Origin of the sequence: Pseudofrankia coriaricola (assembly GCF_001854805.1) — a bacterium.
In the GTDB taxonomy this organism is placed as follows: Bacteria; Actinomycetota; Actinomycetes; order Frankiales; family Frankiaceae; genus Pseudofrankia.
In genome coordinates this window covers 59,556-74,251 of the sequence record NZ_MBLO01000246.1, presented here as the reverse complement: position 1 = coordinate 74,251, position 14,696 = coordinate 59,556, and the positions used below count along the sequence as shown (strand labels likewise).

The following is a 14,696-nucleotide window of genomic DNA, read 5'->3' as shown; positions in this document are numbered from 1 at the left end:
ACCGCCGGCCCGATCAAGCAACAGCCCCGGCGTGTCACCCCAACACATCAACCCAGCTCAGCGGCCCAGACGCCCAGGCCCGTGAATGGACACATAGCCCCCGCTCACCGTACAGATCAGCGGACACCCTAAATGAGACGGTATCCGTGCTGGTCGCCGTCCACCGGAATCGATGATCGCGAGTGTTCGTTGAGGAATCCCCTTACGGACACTCAAGATCTCTACAACTTCGCCTGCACCCCTGGCGCCTACTCGGCGCGCTGCCCGACACGCAGGACGCTCACGTAACGGCGTGACGCCCGGTCGCCCATCCGCGTGCGGATGCGCTCGGCGATTGCGTCGAGCAGCGGCTCACGGACGTCGTGGTCGAGCTTTCGGTAGATCGAGGTCGTGCGGAGAAGATCGGCGAAGCCGGCCCCGTCGAACCACTGAACGGTCGGGTACCAGCGCACGATCGTGGGGCCGAACAGGCTGCCGGGATCCTCGGCCAGTCCCCATCCCTCGTCCGTGGTACGTACGTCGTCCTCCAGCCGCGGATGACCCCAGTCGGGATTCCCGGGAGAGAACCGCTGCCGCAGATCGGCGGCCTCACCTTGTCCGCACCAGTCACGGCAAGGTCCTCCGTCCCCAGGTGGCCACGCGCGTGGCGTGCGACGAGGACCAAAGGAAAAACAGGCCGTCCCGACCGGTCACAGCAGCCTCCCGGTGCTCGTCCAATCCCTACGAGAGCTTCTCGACCGGAAGGACGACCGTGCCTGACAGGCAGACCGCCACCAGCCCAGCCCACCTGATGTCGCTGTTCTCCGAGCGTGCCGCCGCCGGCGACACTGACGGCCTGACCGCGCTCTACGAGCCCGAGGCGGTCTTCGAACCGCAGCTGGGAACAGTGCTGCGCGGCACCGACCAGATCCGCCCCGCCCTCGCCGAACTCGCCGCCACCACACCGAAGATCGACTACGTCGGTGAGCCCGACGTGGTCGTCGTGCAGGACGTGGCCATCGTGGCGAACACCTGGTCCATGACCGCCACGCTGCCCGACGGGACCGTCCACCGCGAGGGAGGACTCAGCGCGGACGTGCTGCGCCGCCAGCCCAACGGGAGCTGGCTGATCCTCATCGACCAGCCCCGCGGTGCCACACTGCCCGGATGAGTCCCACCATCCCCACCACATCCGGTGAGGATGAGGTCGAGCCGCTCGAGCACCTGGCCGCCGCCGCGCAGGACGGCGACGCCGCGGCACTCGAGCGGCTCGTCCGCGCGGTGCACGACCGGGTCTACCGGCTCGCGCTGCGGATGACCGCCCGCCCGCCCGACGCCGAGGACGCCACCCAGGAGATCCTCATCCGGATGATCACCCGGCTGTCGAGCTACCGCGGCGAGGCCGCGTTCACCACCTGGCTGCACCGGCTCGCGGTCAACCACCTGCTCGATCGCCGCAAGAGCTGTGTCGAAGGCAGAGAACTCACCTTCGACCGGTTCGCCGACGACCTCCTCGACGGCCTGTCCGCCGGCCCCAGCGCCGCCCCCGACGCCGCGCTGCTCGAACGCGAGGTGCAACTGGCCTGCACCCACGCCGTCCTGACCTGCCTGGACCGCGACCACCGCGTCGCATACATCCTGGGAGACGTCCTCGGCGTCGACTCCACCGACGGCGGCTACATCTGCGACGTACCACCCTCCACCTACCGCAAACGCCTGTCCCGGGCCCGCCACCGAGTCCGCGAACACCTCACCACCCACTGCGGGCTCGCCACCGCCACCGCCCCCTGCCACTGCTCGAAACGAGTCGACACCGCCGTACGGACCGGGCGGGTAACCCCCGGCCGCCTGGAGTTCGTCGACCTCACCAACCGCCCGCCGGACCCGGTGGCCAACGAGCAGATCACGGCAGCCAACGACCAGATGGCACTGCTGCACGACGCCGGCCAACTCCTGCGCAGCCTGCCCCCCGCCGCCGTACCCGAGACGGCACGCCAACGGATCAGCGCACTCCTGGCCTCCACCGGCCTGGCCTGACAACACCACCTCCGGCTCTCCGGTCTGCGGACGACGACGTTGCTGAGCAGCGCCATCCAGCCTCCGGGAGGGAGCGCGTCGTGCGCTCGCTGCCAGCCGATCGACGGGTCAACCCAGTGCCCGGTAGAGGGCGTGCGCTTGCTGGTTGACGGCCAGGACGTCGAGGGTGACGGGGTGGCCGCGTCGAGCGGCCTCGTCGAGGAAGCCCTGGATGAGTCGGCTGCCGATGCCGTGGCCCTGATAGTCGGGGTGGATCTCGATCCGGCCGAGGTAGGTCTCGGTCGGTCGGCGTTCGACGCTGATCGAGCCGGCGTCGCGGCCGTCCACCGTGATGATCTCGGTCCGCGCCGGGTCGAAGGTCCGCTCGTGGTGGGCGCGGTGGACGGCGTCGTCCCAGCCCCAGATCTGCTCGACGTAGCTGCCCATATCGCGTCGCGGTGCAGCGCGAAGCAGAACTCGCTGTCAGCGGATGTCGCTGACCGTAGCCCGACCTCGGTCATGCGACCCGTTCCATGGCTCGCTCGAGCAGCTGGCCGCGATCGGGCTTGCCTTCGATGGCACGGCTCACGCGTCGCTCTCATCGTCGTCGGGCGCGTCGGGGTCGCGCAGCTCGCGGATCGCTCCTGGCGCGAGGTCCGGCAGGACGAAGCTGTAGGTGCCGTGGACTCCGAGGTGCCGGTTGACGAACGGTGACAGCCTGGCCGTGTCCTCCTCGCGCACCGGGTAACCCTGGGTTTTGAGCTGGCGGACGGCGGCGTCCAGGTAGACCGTGGTCCACAGGACCACGCAGTTCAGGACGAGTCCGAGGACGCCGAGCTGGTTCTCCAGGCCGCGTTGGTAGCGGTGGTACAGCTCGCCCTTGCGGCCGTGGCAGATCTTGCGGGCCAGGGCGTGGCGGCCTTCCTGCAGGTTGCGGATGTGCTTGATGTCGCGCCGGTAGGTCTCGTCGGTGTCGATGTAGGCCAGGATGTGCAGGGACTTGAAGATCCGGCCGTAGGCGGCGATCGCCTCGCCGAGTGCGGTCGGGTGCCCGTCGCGCTGCAGCATGGTGACGACGTCGTAGGCGCGGACGGTACCGGTATAGATGGAGGCGACCACCCGCAGGATGTCCTCCCAGTTCCGGCGGATCTTCCCAAGGTCGATCTTCCCGCGGGCGAAGGTGTTCAGCGGGCCGTAGTCGGCGTCGGCGCTGATCCTCCAGCCCTTCTGGTCGGGCAGGTCCGCGAGCGCGGGTCGGTAGGAAATGCCCAGTAACTCCAGCAGCCCGAAGATGACATCGGAATAGGAGCCAGTGTCGGTCACGACGATCTCGGGGAGTTCCCCTCCGTCCAGGCCGAAGATCACGTCGATCATGTGCAGGGAGTCGCGGACTGTTCCGGACACGACCTTCGCGCCGCGTCCGATGCCCTGGTCGTTTATTGCGTTGAGCCAGGTCATGCCGCGTTTGGATCCGAAGAACTTGCGGTTCGGGCGGGCGAAGGCGGCCGGGACCGGGACGACGAACCGCATCCCGTCGACCGCCGCCACCATGCCACCGCCCCACGCCCGCGCCAGGGGGAGGCCAGCCTGGCGGGCGACGAGTGGCGCGTTCGCCGGGGCGAGGGTCTCGGGCCGGAAGTAGTTCTGGAACACGTGCGACAGACGCGAGCGTTCCAGCGCGGGGAAGCCCTTCTTGGCGATCGGCCGGTACCCGACGTTCATGGAATGCGCGGCCAAGCAGGCGGCGATCGACGTCGGCAGGTCCTCCAGCCGTGACCGGCCGCCGGACACGGCGGTGAACGCCTCGGCCAGCGTGGGTTCCCACGCCATCACCTCCAAAATGACCTCGGGCAGGTCCACGCGCGGCAGCATCGCCGTGATGCGGGCACGCAGATCGACCAGGGACGGTGGCTCCTCGACGGCCTTCACCCCGGTCAGGTGGATCCTGCCGGCGTCATCGACGCGGACCTCGGCGTTGGCGGCCAGCCGTCCACTCACCTCCTGGTAGGCGTCGTCCAGGCTCTGGGCGTGGCCAGCCAGGAGGGCGTCGGGGGCATCGGGCAGGCCGAGCGTGGTCAGCACCTCGCCCCGGACCGCGTCCCAGGCCGGGCCCTCCAGGAGCTGGGCCTGGGGGTTGCGCCACCGGGTGGAGGCGTCGGCGTAGATGTCGCGGCGCTTGAGGTGCCGGTAGAACTGCTCCAGCACGCAGAAGGTGTAGGCGTGCCGGTTCACCGCCCCGTCCTCGTACGCGGGTTGGCCGAACACCAGTCGTTTCCACGGGCCGTTCACCACCGCCTGCTCGACCGTGCGCGCGGGGACCAGCGGCGCCGGCAACCGGCTGCGGTAGGCCAGCACGTCCGGCAGCTTCCGCATCGCCGCCAGTACCGCGGAACCCTCGGCATTGGCACCGAACTCGATCACCTTGGGCAGCATCTTCAAGAACCCCGAGACCGTGGCGTAACGGCCCACCAGCCCGGCCCGCCAATCGTCGGGGTCGGCATCGGCTGGTGGCACGGTGTCATTCACCAGCACCAGCGCGGCCCGCAACTCCGTGCGGGACACCACCGCCTCGATCGCCTCCCACACCTGCGTCACCCGCGGCTCGTCATCCGGACCGCCCCAGGACTCGGAGTCGAACAGCGCGGCTACCGCCACCGCCAGACGGGCCGAGGCCCTGGCCAACTTCGGATGCCTGCGGACCGTCTCCCTGTCCGCCGCGCTCTGGGCCTTGTTCAACAGCTCGGTGGTCATCAGGAGGTCCAGCAGTTCCAGCGTGTCGTCGACCGCCTTGGCCTCCAGGTACCGGACCGTCGCCAACAGGGTCGCCAACCGGCGATCGTCGCCGTGACGGCGGATCTGTGAGGCGTCCGCGCTCATCCCGTACCTGGCCAGCTCCGCGAGGCGACACGGCGGCACCAGGCCCTCGGCACCGAGCCCGGCCATGCCCAGCCCCGTCACCTCGGCGACCTGCTCGAGCGCTTTGATCATCGCCGGGCCGGACCCGCGCGGCACCGGGCCCTTGCGCCAGAGTTCCAGGTCCGACACCCGCGACCCCGGCGGCACCTCCAGCAACTGGTCCAGCACATACCGCTGGCCGACGGTCAGCAGCCCCTCCAAGGTGCTCCACAGACGGCGGGTCGTCTCATCGCGAACCTGGGCGACCAGCCGGGCCAGCGTTGTCAGGCCCGGCAACAGCACATCCCGTTTCCGCAGCCACCCCACCGCATCGGTGAAGATCGCTTTCGGGCCGTCGCCCGACGTCCACGACCGGGCCGCGACCCAGGCCCGCAGCTCCTCCTCAGCGGTGGTGAACTCCTTCAGTCCGCGCTCGCGCCGGATCTCCCACTGATGGTCGAACTTGGTCTTGGCCCGCTCGGTGTACCTCTTGACGCACGAGGGATCAGCGACACCGAGCTGCTCAGCCATGAAGTCCAGCACCGCGGTTGGGACGTCAAGCGGGTCCTCCAGGAACATCCCCACCCAGCGGACCGTCACGAGCTGGAGACTGAACCCAAGCCGCATGTGCTCACCGCGGTGACGCTCGACCAGCGCCCGATCCTCGTCATCGAGGAAGAACACGCGCTCCAGGTCAGCCCGCGAGGGCGCTCCCGCGTACCGGCCATACGCCGCCGCCTCGTCATCCGTCAGGAACTCAACCGGCATACCGCGCAATCTAGGACGACCCGCCACCGCGCAGCGCAGAGCTACCGAACCGTTACACGATCAGGCCATCGCCGGGTCACCCCCATCGGAACGCTGGATGGCGGTAACACCGGCCGCATCGGCCCGCTAACGCCACTGGCCGTTCCATTGCTGCTCAAGCCCCGAGTCCGTCCGAGGCTGGAGCCAGCTCACGCGGAACGGGCCGGGCAATTTCGTCACACCGGCAAGCCATGATCGGGTCGTGATAGATCCACACATTGACCCTGATGAGGCCGCGAGCCGCCGAACGGATCTTCTGGTGACCAACGGACGTCGGCGATGCGCGCGCTGTGACCGGGAGTTGGCGGAATCTGCTTACGCCCGGCCGCGAACCGTGAAACGCCCGGGCAGTGCACAGTGCCGGGACTGTGAGGCTGAGCCTCCCGGGTTGACTGATCTGCTGACGTGCGTGAAGTGCGGTCAGCGCATGCCGCGTCCGGCCTACCGTCAGGTGTCCGCCGGCCGTTGGCGAACCGACTGCATGGACTGCGCCAACTCCCGAAATCGGGAGAGGTATCGCATCGAGGGCGGTTTGGAGCGGATACGCCGTGACCACTGGCTACGAACGTATGGGCTGACCGTCAGCGCCTATGCGGCCCTCATGGCGTCGCAGGACGGCAAGTGCCCCGTTTGCGACGTAGTCCTGTCCTCACTGCCCGGGAACCGCGTACACGTCGATCATGACCACCGCGATGGCCGGGTACGTGGCCTGCTCTGTTCGACGTGCAACGTGCGCGTCGTGCCAGCAGTCGAAGCACTGGCTCCTGACCTACTGGCTCGCGCTATGGCCTACCTTCAGCGCACCCTCGCCGGTCGCGACCTCTAGCGGCATCTAACTCACGAGAACGGCAGCTTATCGAGCGTCAGACTTTTCGTCGCGCGACCCGAAGCGTTTCGTTCCGTCGTTCCGTTGCGTCTCTGCTACGTTCTTGACGAAACGGAACGGGCGGATCTGGGTGGGGACGGAAGGGCTGGGCGTGGCGAGGACAACGAGGACGGGTCGGGACGCGGCGGACGACGGGGCCGGTTCGAGCGGCGACGAGCCGGCGGGCCCGTCGACCGGGTCCGCCGGCGGGCGGGCCGCGGGACCGGCGGACCCTTCGGCGTTCGGCGACGACACGCGGAGCCCGACGGACGCGCCGGTCGGCGGGGGCGCGGCGCCGGTCGGCGTGGTCCCACAGGCGCGGGCCGAAAGCGCGGTGTGCGGCTACCCGGGGTGCCCGCGGCCGTGCGCGCCGGCTGACGGGCCGGGCCGGCCGCCGGCGTACTGCGACGACCCGGCGCACACCCGGCTGTCGGCCTACCGCCGCCGCCGCGACCTCGCCGTGGAGGCCGGCCCCGCCGGCGCCGCCGTCTCCGGCGACGGGCGCCGCCGGCTCGGGACCGGCCGCGCCGGCGGCCAGGGCGTGGCCGGTCCCGGCGGTGAGCAGGCGGCGCGGCGGCCGGTGGCGCTCGCGCGGCTGCGCGCCGACGAGCTGGCCGCCCACGTCGGCGACCTGGCCGCCGACCTGGGCCACACCCTGGACGCGTTCACCACGACCCTGGGCCGCCTCGGCGACGTCGCCACCGCCGAGGCGCAGGTGGAGGCCGCCGAGGCGGACGCCGCCCGCCGGGTCGCGGAGTCCGCCGCCCGCGCCGTGCGCGCCGAGGCGTCGGCCCGTGACGAGGCGGCCGCCCGTGCCGACGCCGAGGCGGTCGCCACCGAGGCCGCCACCGCCCTCGACGAGCTCGAACACCGGCTCGACACTGCCGAGGCGGCGGCGCTCGCCGCCCGGCGCGACGCCGAGGAGGCCGGCGAGCGAGCCGTCGAGCAGGCCGAGCGGGCCCGCACCGACGTCGAGGCCGCCCGCGCGTCCGCCCGGGACGAGATCGCCGCCGCCCGCCGGGAGGCCGAGGAACGCGCCGAGGGAGCCCGCGCCGAGGCCGCCGCCCGGCTCGCGACCATCCGGGCGACCGCCGAGAGGGAGATGGCCGCGCTGCGCGGCCAGGTCGCCGCCGCCCGCGGCGAGCTCACCGCCGCCCGCCGCGACGCCGACAGCGCCACGGCGGCCGTCGTGGAGCTTCGCGCCGAGCTCGCCGCGCTGCGCGAGTCCGCCACCGCCGAACGGGCCGCCGCGGCCGCGGACCTCGACCGGGTCCGCGCCACCGCCACCGCCGAGGCCGACCGGCTGCGCCGCGAGTCCGCCGACGAGCTGGCACGCCTACGGGCCGCCGCCGACGCCGAGCTCGCCCGGGTTCGTACCGAGGCCGTCGCCACCCGCGAGGCCGATCGGGTCGCCGCCGACGAACGGGTCGCCGTGCTGGCCGAGGCCCGCGCCGACGCCCGCGCCCGCGCCGAACGCGCCGAACGCCAGGCCGACGAACTCGCCGCCCAGCTGGCCAACCTCCGCCAGGCGGTTCCCACCGGCTGAACCGCGGGTCCCGGGCCCGGCTGAGGGTCTGGGAGCGCAGGTAGTTCTGCTCGACCCAGAACAGCCGGTCGCGGCTGAGCGCGTCGACGCCGTCGGGACGATCGGCTCCATGCCGACGTTGGTGGCCTCCGCGGTGAGCACGGCGGCCACCGACAGCTCCAGGTCGTCCATCCGGGACCCGGCCTCGGAGACGTGGGTGAACTCGGCCAGGTAAGGCACCCAGGAGTTGACCTCCAGCACCATCTCGGGCCGGTCGGTGTCGCGACCGGGCTGCTTCTCAGCCGAACAGAAAGCCCACAACAAGGCGCACAACGGCAACGAGCCGTCGGGGAACGCGGGAACTCTCTGCTCAAGACCACCTTCAAGGCGCTGCGCAACGTCAGCCTCTGCCCCTGGAAGATCGGACAGATCGTCGCGGTGGCCCTCGTGCTCCTCCACATCGAGCACAACCGGACCGCCAGATCCGTATCTCCGGTCAGCGTGCAGCAGGCTGGACACGAACAGAACCGTTTCCTCGCGCACCGTCAACGTGGCGGTGTAGGTGGCGCTCATGCGGACGCCGAACCGCCATGAAGATGATCTCGGAAGGACCGCCTTCATGGAGGTTCTGCGGTCTCTATGTTGCACCGCGCCGGGTTCGGCATGTTACCAGCCGCCCGTCTCGGCAATCATTCAGCGTTCGACGCGGTCCGCGATGACACCGCCTCGGTGTCCGGGGACCGCCGGGCCGCGTGCAGGCTGCGTCAGTCTTCCAGCGGTACGCCGTTCACGACCAGCGCGACGTCGATGTTCCCTCGGGTGGCGTTGGAGTAGGGACAGATCCGGTGCGCTTCGCGCACCAGGTTTGCGGCCTGCTCGGCGTCCTTGATCGATGGCAGCGTGATGTCGAGTTCGACGCCGAGCTTGAACCGCCCGTTCTCGATCGGAATGAGCATGACCTTCGCGTCGATCGAGGTGTCCTGCTCTTCAAGGTTCTTGCGCTGCCCCACCAGGGTCAACGCCGCCTCGAAACAGGCAGCGTAGCCGACCGCGAACAGCTGCTCGGGGTTCGTCGCGCCGCCTTCGCCGCCGAGCTCCTTCGGCAGCCGGATGTCCACGTCCAGCTCGCCGCCCACTGTGCGCCCGTGACCGTGCACGCGGCCACCGGTCACGTGCGCCTCCGCCGTGTACAGCACCTTCATCATGTCATACTCCTGTCGCTTCATAGCCGAGAACGTTGTTCTTCAAGAACCAGAGGTTGAAAGCACGGCCCAATCAGTTTCGAACAAGGCGACAGACCGGGGACTGTCTCTTCGATAACCGGGTCTCGCGTGCAATGGGCGAGACACCCTGAACGCTCAGCTCGTGATCGCGACGTTCCACGTGGTCCCGTGCGGGGCGAGGAAGTCGAGGAAGCCGGCGCAGTCGTAGGCCTGGGCGGGTGCGAGCACTCCGCCGATGGCGCCGTCGTCGATGAGCCGGCGCACCCCCTCGACGGCGATGACCGCGGTGATCTCGTAGATGTCGACACCCTGGACCACGCCTCTTGCCTGCCGCCCGTCGTCGCCGAGGGCCTCGGCGACGGTGAAGGTGGCGGCTGGGCGCCGGTCGGTCGATGGTCCCTCCGGCAGGCCGCTGACGAACATGTCAACCTCGTCTGCCGGGGACTGCAGGAGAGCGGACATCTCCGGCGTGAACGCCGCCGCGTCGATGATGACCTCGACGCGGTGTGTGCGCACGTGACGGGGAACGCTGACGATCTCGGCGCCAGGCCACCTCACCGTGGGCGACTCCTCGGAGTCGCCGGGGTAGGCGAACGATGTGCGCTTGGCCGGGATGCCGCCTCGGCCCCACTCGCCGTCCTCGTAGACAAGGTCACCACCCTTGATCATCTCGACTGCCGAGCGGATGGTGCCGCGCGTCATGTCGAACTCGCCCACGCGATAGGCGATGGTGAGCTCCTCGACCGGCTCGACGCGCTCAGCGGTGAGGTGCGCGATCATGTCCCCGGGGAGGATGTCGTAGCCCATGGCCGGGACGACGCTCACCCCGGCGCGCTTGGCGTCCTCGGCGTATGTGTCGAAGATCCGCTGCAGGAAGAGCTGTTCGGCTGATGTGTCGACGTAGTGGCAGCCGGCGGCGATGGCCGCCCGTACCACCGGTTCGCCCACCGAGATGAACGGTCCGGCGCAGTTGATGACCGCGTCGCAGCCGCGAAAGGCCTCGACGAGCGCGGACTCGTCGTCGGTGCCGGCGGGCCGAACCTCGACGTCGGTGACGCCGGCCTCGACGGCGTCACGCAGCCGCTCGGCGTTGCGGCCGGAGAGCACCGCACCGAAACCCCTGCGACGCAGCTCGGTGATCATGAGTTTTCCGGTGTACCCACTCGCGCCGTATACGGCGATCTTCACATGAATCTCCCGGCTAGTTGTGATCGGCCGTGGCGGACGCTAGTACGTACGGTCGTACTTGTCAATGCGGTCGTACGTACTAGTGTTATGCTGGTGGCATGTCGACGACCCGCCCCGGAGACGAGCGTCGCCGCGCCGTCCTGGAGCGCGCCATGCACCTGGCGTCGGTCGAGGGCCTGGATCGGATCTCGCTGGGCGAGCTGGCGACCGCACTGGGCATGAGCAAGAGCGGGGTACAGGGCCTGTTCGGCACCAAGCAGGACCTACAGCTGGAGATCGTCGCCGCCGCGACGGAGGTCTTCGCGCACCGAGTGCTACGCGAGGCCGAGCGCGCCGACGATGGGCTGCCCCGCCTGCACGCCCTGCTCGACGCGTGGATCGACTACCTCGACACCTTTGAAGGTGGCTGCTTCTTCTTCGCGGCCGCGACCGAGTTCGACGGCCGCACAGGCCCGGTCCGCGATGCCATCGCCGATGTGGCAGCCATTGGATACGAGACCCTGCGCAGGCAGATCCGGCTCGCCTGCCGGCTCGGCGAACTCGACCCCGGCACCGACGTCGAGCAGCTCATCTTCGAGTTCCACGGCGCGGTCCTGCAGGCCAATTACGCCCGCAGACTCCTCAACCAGCCAGACGCCTACGACCGCGCCCGCCGCGCGATCCACGAACGACTCGACCGCGCCAGGACCGCTCAATAAGCGCCGGTTGCCTGCTCGGCGCCTTGACGGTCTGGCCCTGCGTTGCGCACATGATGGTCACCGTCGCGCCAAGGCGGACACAAGCGGCCGCTGAGGCTGCCATGACGAGACTCCTCGAGCTGCGCGGGTCGAGTGTGCGAGGGCGGCGCCCGGCGCGAGAGTGCCGAGCGCCGCCCTCGTCGTGGTGTCGCTTACGTACTCAGCGCGGTATCACAGGAACCGGTATGACCCAATGACCGTCAGCTGTTCCGGGGTCGGCGGCTCGGCGAGCCAGTTCCTGAGGTTTCCTTCGAACTCGACGAATTCGGGCACCGCCATCAGGGGGTTCTCGATTCCCTCGTCGACCGCCAGCAGGGCGACGAAGGTTACCCCGTCGGGAAGCACGAGGGACGCATAGCGGGCGCCTTGCGGGTCCGCTTTTTCGATTGCCGCGAACATAGTCTCGGCCGCGGCCACCACCTCCTCGGCAGTTTCGGGCTTGATCTTGGCGCGCACGATCATCACGTTCATGGATCTCCTCCAGCGACCATTGGGCAGGGGAACCTGGGAGCCCGCCGATCTTCGGTGTCACATCGGCCGGGTCTCCTCGGTGACTGCCATGACCCGGGGCAACGGAGGGATGTGACCGGTGGATGAGCGCGAGTGGTACAGGTCACGGTCCGGCTGGCACCTGGGCTGGCCTACGGCCCCGCCATGACGGCGCCGATGGGGTCGCCCTCGGCGTCGCCACGCTCGGCACCCTCTATCTCACCCTGCAGCCGCACAGCTTCCCGCACGCCTTCGCCACGGTCGAATACATACAGATGGGCATTGTCGTCCTACTCGCCATCGGCGCCGCCGCCCTGCCTCGCTTCACCACGGCAAGCGCCGAAACCCCCGTAGTCGACGCCTGACGAGACGACGAGGAACCTTCAGGAGGCAGCGGTGAGCAACCGCACCAGTGAATCGGACCCTTCGAACACCGCCCAGGCCAGGGCGCGATGTCGACGAACACAAGCGCGTCCACGAGGGGGCTGTCCCGTAGTCGGCTCTGTCGCACTTTCGGCTCTGGCTCCATTTCGATGCAAGGTCGCCGGCGGTGGGCAGCGGGGCCGGTGGCTGCTGGTGCCCTGAGGATCTCCCAGCCCGACACGTCCCTGACCCAGCTCGGTCCCGACGGGCGTCGTCCCGCGCGCTGTCCCTCTCGCCCCGCCACCCGCCATCACCGCACCAGCGATGAGTTTCGCCCCGCGCTCGGGTCTGTACCCCGGGAACCTAGGAAGGGAAAGCGAGATGATCGAGCCGAGTGGGCGGATCCCGATGCCGGCGCGGCCGCGGACGTTCGCGCTGATCCCCGGTGCCGGGGGCGTGGCCGCGTACTGGCACCGGGTGGTTCCGCTGTTGCGCGAGGCCGGGCACGAGGCGATCGCCGTGGATCTGACCGGTGCCGATCCGCACGCGGGGCTGGCGGAGTACGCCAAGATGGTCGGCGCCGCGGTCGACGGCCGCGACGATGTGGTGGTGGTCGCGCAGTCGCTCGGCGGGTTCACGGCGCCGCTGGTCGCGAAGGCGGTCCCGGTGGCCGCGATCGTGTTCGTGAACGCGATGATCCCTGCTCCGGGCGAGACGCCGGGCGCCTGGTGGGACAGCACCGGGCAGGCCCAGGCTCTGGCCGCCGCGGCCGAACGGGGTGGCTACAGCACCGGGTTCGACCTTGAGACGTACTTCCTGCATGACGTCTGTGCCGAGGACGCGGCGGCGATCCGGGAGGATCAGCGCGACGAGGGCGACGCCGTCTTCGAGTCCGTCTGCGCGTTCGACGCCTGGCCGGCCATACCGGTCAGGGTGGTCGCCGGAGCCGACGACCGTTTCTTCCCGGTGGACTTCCAACGGCGGGTGGCACGCGACCGTGTGGGCGTGGAGGCTGATGTGCTGCCCGGTGGTCACCTGATGGCGCTGTCACAGCCCGACGCCCTCGCGCGTTACCTGATCGGGATCTGAAACCGGCGGATGTCGCCTGAACCGGGCGGACCGCCGCGGCGGATGGGCGTAGCGTGCCGGTGCCAGGCGGGGCCGGACGGGTGCCGGCCCCGCGTCCGCCGGGGATTCAGGGAGGCGAGACGGCGATGCCCGAGCAGACCGCGGCGGTGCGGGCGGTGTCCGAACAGAAGCGGCGGATGCTGGCCGGGGAGCTTTACCACGCGGGTGACGAGGAGCTGGCCACCGACCGGCTGCGGGCCGCGCGGCTGCGCGAGCGGTACAACGCCACCCGCGCCGACGAGCCGGAGCTGCGCGCCGAGATCCTCGGCGAGCTGCTCGGCGCGGTCGGGGACCGGGTCGAGATCCTCCCGCCGCTGCACGTCGACTACGGCTACCAGACGACCATCGGCCCGGGCACGTTCGTCAACACCGGCGCTGTGCTGCTCGACGTCGCCCGGATCAGCCTCGGCGCCGACGTCCAGATCGGCCCGGGCGTCCAGCTGCTCACGCCCACCCACCCGCTCGACCCGGCCCTGCGCCGCACCGGCCGCGAGGCCGGTGAACCGATCATGATCGGCGACGACGTGTGGCTCGGCGGCGGCGTCATCGTCTGCCCGGGCGTCCCCATCGGGGAGAACTCGGTCGTCGGTGCCGGCGCCGTCGTCACCCGTGACCTGCCGGCGAACGTGCTGGCCGTCGGCAACCCCGCCCGGGTGATCCGGACCCTCTGACACCGGGCGGGCGGCTGGCCGGCGCCTATCCGGACCGTCGTCCTGCGCGCGGCCAGCCGACGCCCGCCTGCCCCCTGTCCGGCGTGCCTGCCGGGTGGTCCTCAGCGCGCGAGGTGGCGGACGACGCGGCGCAGCTCCTCGCCGTAGCGGGCGTGGAAGTCCGGGTCGGTCGGGTCGAGGCCGGTGATCCGGCGGGCGACGTGGGGCAGGGCGACGGGCGCGAGGATCGCGCCCATCAGGGCGAGCTGCAGCAGTCCCGGGTCGAGGTCGGCGGCGATCTCGCCGGCGGCCTGGCGCCGGTGGAAGTCGCTGAGGTCCTCGCGCTCGCCGGGCCCGCCCGGCTGCTCGCCTTCGCCGCCGGCCCCGTCGCCGTGGTCGGGCTCGGTGAGCCCGTCCCACAGCAGCAGTCGGGCCAGCCGCGGGTCGTCGACGACGGCGTGCAGGTAGGCGACGGTGAGGTCCTCCAGGCTGGCGCCGGGCCTGGTGAGGTCTGCTTCCTGGTCGAGCCAGCGCTGCCGGAGCGCCTCGTACAGGCCCGGCTTGCCGCCGAAGTAGTAGGTGATCAGCTGTGGGTTGAGCCCGGCGCGGGCGGCGATCGCGCCGACCCGGGCGCCGGCGTAGCCGCGGGCGGAGAACTCGTCGAGCGCGGCGGCCAGCAGCCGCTCCCGCGACCGGTCGGCGTCGCGCTGCCGTTCCTCCGCTGTCGGGGCGCGTCTCGGCCGGTTCTGCCGGTCCGCCGCCTGCGCCATACCCACATCGTAGCGCCCACGACTGACAGTATTAGTCATTCAAATGGTTGACAGAGTTGCT

15 protein-coding genes and 2 pseudogenes are annotated in these 14,696 nt (G+C 70.4%); 9 read left to right on the top strand and 8 right to left on the bottom strand.

What is annotated here, in order from left to right:
* Positions 1–248: 248 nt before the first annotated feature.
* Complete coding sequence (locus BCD48_RS56950; RefSeq protein WP_241842225.1) at positions 249–452, bottom strand: hypothetical protein; 204 nt, start codon at positions 450–452, stop codon at positions 249–251.
* Between the two features lie 299 nt (positions 453–751).
* Here BCD48_RS56950 and BCD48_RS34660 point away from each other — a divergent pair, with 299 nt between their 5' ends.
* Positions 752–1,150, top strand: a complete 399-nt coding sequence (locus BCD48_RS34660) for a YybH family protein (protein ID WP_071052617.1) — start codon at positions 752–754, stop codon at positions 1,148–1,150.
* A complete protein-coding gene (locus tag BCD48_RS34655) occupies positions 1,147–2,016 on the top strand; it encodes an RNA polymerase sigma factor (protein WP_071052615.1) in 870 nt (289 codons plus the stop codon). The genes BCD48_RS34660 and BCD48_RS34655 overlap by 4 nt, the downstream gene beginning before the upstream one ends.
* A gap of 108 nt (positions 2,017–2,124) precedes the next feature.
* Here BCD48_RS34655 and BCD48_RS34650 read toward each other — a convergent pair whose 3' ends face one another.
* Together BCD48_RS34650 and BCD48_RS34645 are read right to left on the bottom strand one after the other, a co-directional pair.
* A complete protein-coding gene (locus BCD48_RS34650) occupies positions 2,125–2,442 on the bottom strand; it encodes a GNAT family N-acetyltransferase (RefSeq protein ID WP_071052613.1) in 318 nt (105 codons plus the stop codon).
* Positions 2,443–2,580: 138 nt separating this feature from the next.
* On the bottom strand, positions 2,581–5,658 hold the full coding sequence (locus BCD48_RS34645; RefSeq protein WP_071052612.1) for a Tn3 family transposase: 3,078 nt from the start codon (positions 5,656–5,658) through the stop codon (positions 2,581–2,583).
* Between the two features lie 466 nt (positions 5,659–6,124).
* Between BCD48_RS34645 and BCD48_RS56945 the strand changes: the two genes are divergently transcribed.
* Positions 6,125–6,523 carry an endonuclease domain-containing protein gene (locus BCD48_RS56945; RefSeq protein ID WP_083419642.1) on the top strand — a complete coding sequence of 133 codons (399 nt, stop codon included), beginning with the start codon at positions 6,125–6,127 and terminating at the stop codon, positions 6,521–6,523.
* Positions 6,524–6,674: 151 nt separating this feature from the next.
* Complete coding sequence (locus BCD48_RS54375) at positions 6,675–8,108, top strand: coiled-coil domain-containing protein (protein WP_116271760.1); 1,434 nt, start codon at positions 6,675–6,677, stop codon at positions 8,106–8,108.
* A 144-nt stretch (positions 8,109–8,252) separates the two neighbouring features.
* Here the strand turns inward: BCD48_RS54375 and BCD48_RS56940 are convergent.
* Positions 8,253–8,351 (bottom strand): annotated as a pseudogene (locus tag BCD48_RS56940) (hypothetical protein); the annotation flags it as partial.
* 75 nt (positions 8,352–8,426) lie between these two features.
* Here BCD48_RS56940 and BCD48_RS49985 point away from each other — a divergent pair.
* Positions 8,427–8,564: pseudogene (locus BCD48_RS49985) on the top strand (IS5/IS1182 family transposase); the annotation flags it as partial.
* A 287-nt stretch (positions 8,565–8,851) separates the two neighbouring features.
* On the opposite strand, the gene BCD48_RS34635 reads toward BCD48_RS49985, so the two are convergent.
* Together BCD48_RS34635 and BCD48_RS34630 are read right to left on the bottom strand one after the other, a co-directional pair.
* Entirely contained in the window at positions 8,852–9,292 is a 441-nt protein-coding gene (locus BCD48_RS34635; protein WP_083419651.1) for an organic hydroperoxide resistance protein, read from the bottom strand.
* A gap of 153 nt (positions 9,293–9,445) precedes the next feature.
* On the bottom strand, positions 9,446–10,498 hold the full coding sequence (locus tag BCD48_RS34630) for a saccharopine dehydrogenase family protein (RefSeq protein WP_071052610.1): 1,053 nt from the start codon (positions 10,496–10,498) through the stop codon (positions 9,446–9,448).
* Positions 10,499–10,596: 98 nt separating this feature from the next.
* On the opposite strand from BCD48_RS34630, the gene BCD48_RS34625 reads away from it, so the two are divergent.
* Positions 10,597–11,196 (top strand): TetR/AcrR family transcriptional regulator, encoded by a 600-nt coding sequence (locus BCD48_RS34625; RefSeq protein WP_071052608.1) that lies wholly within the window; start codon positions 10,597–10,599, stop codon positions 11,194–11,196.
* A 210-nt stretch (positions 11,197–11,406) separates the two neighbouring features.
* On the opposite strand, the gene BCD48_RS34620 is transcribed toward BCD48_RS34625, so the two are convergent.
* Positions 11,407–11,706 (bottom strand): hypothetical protein, encoded by a 300-nt coding sequence (locus BCD48_RS34620; RefSeq protein WP_071052607.1) that lies wholly within the window; start codon positions 11,704–11,706, stop codon positions 11,407–11,409.
* 122 nt (positions 11,707–11,828) lie between these two features.
* Between BCD48_RS34620 and BCD48_RS34615 the strand changes: the two genes are divergently transcribed.
* The 3 genes from BCD48_RS34615 (at position 11,829) to BCD48_RS55150 (ending at position 13,886) form a co-directional block, all read left to right on the top strand.
* Complete coding sequence (locus BCD48_RS34615; protein WP_071052606.1) at positions 11,829–12,089, top strand: hypothetical protein; 261 nt, start codon at positions 11,829–11,831, stop codon at positions 12,087–12,089.
* A 379-nt stretch (positions 12,090–12,468) separates the two neighbouring features.
* Entirely contained in the window at positions 12,469–13,176 is a 708-nt protein-coding gene (locus tag BCD48_RS34610; protein ID WP_071052605.1) for an alpha/beta fold hydrolase, read from the top strand.
* A 125-nt stretch (positions 13,177–13,301) separates the two neighbouring features.
* Positions 13,302–13,886, top strand: coding sequence for a sugar O-acetyltransferase (locus tag BCD48_RS55150; RefSeq protein ID WP_071052603.1), 585 nt, complete (start codon positions 13,302–13,304; stop codon positions 13,884–13,886).
* A gap of 101 nt (positions 13,887–13,987) precedes the next feature.
* Here the strand turns inward: BCD48_RS55150 and BCD48_RS34600 are convergent, their stop codons facing one another.
* Entirely contained in the window at positions 13,988–14,635 is a 648-nt protein-coding gene (locus tag BCD48_RS34600; protein ID WP_071052602.1) for a TetR/AcrR family transcriptional regulator, read from the bottom strand.
* Positions 14,636–14,696: the final 61 nt, after the last annotated feature.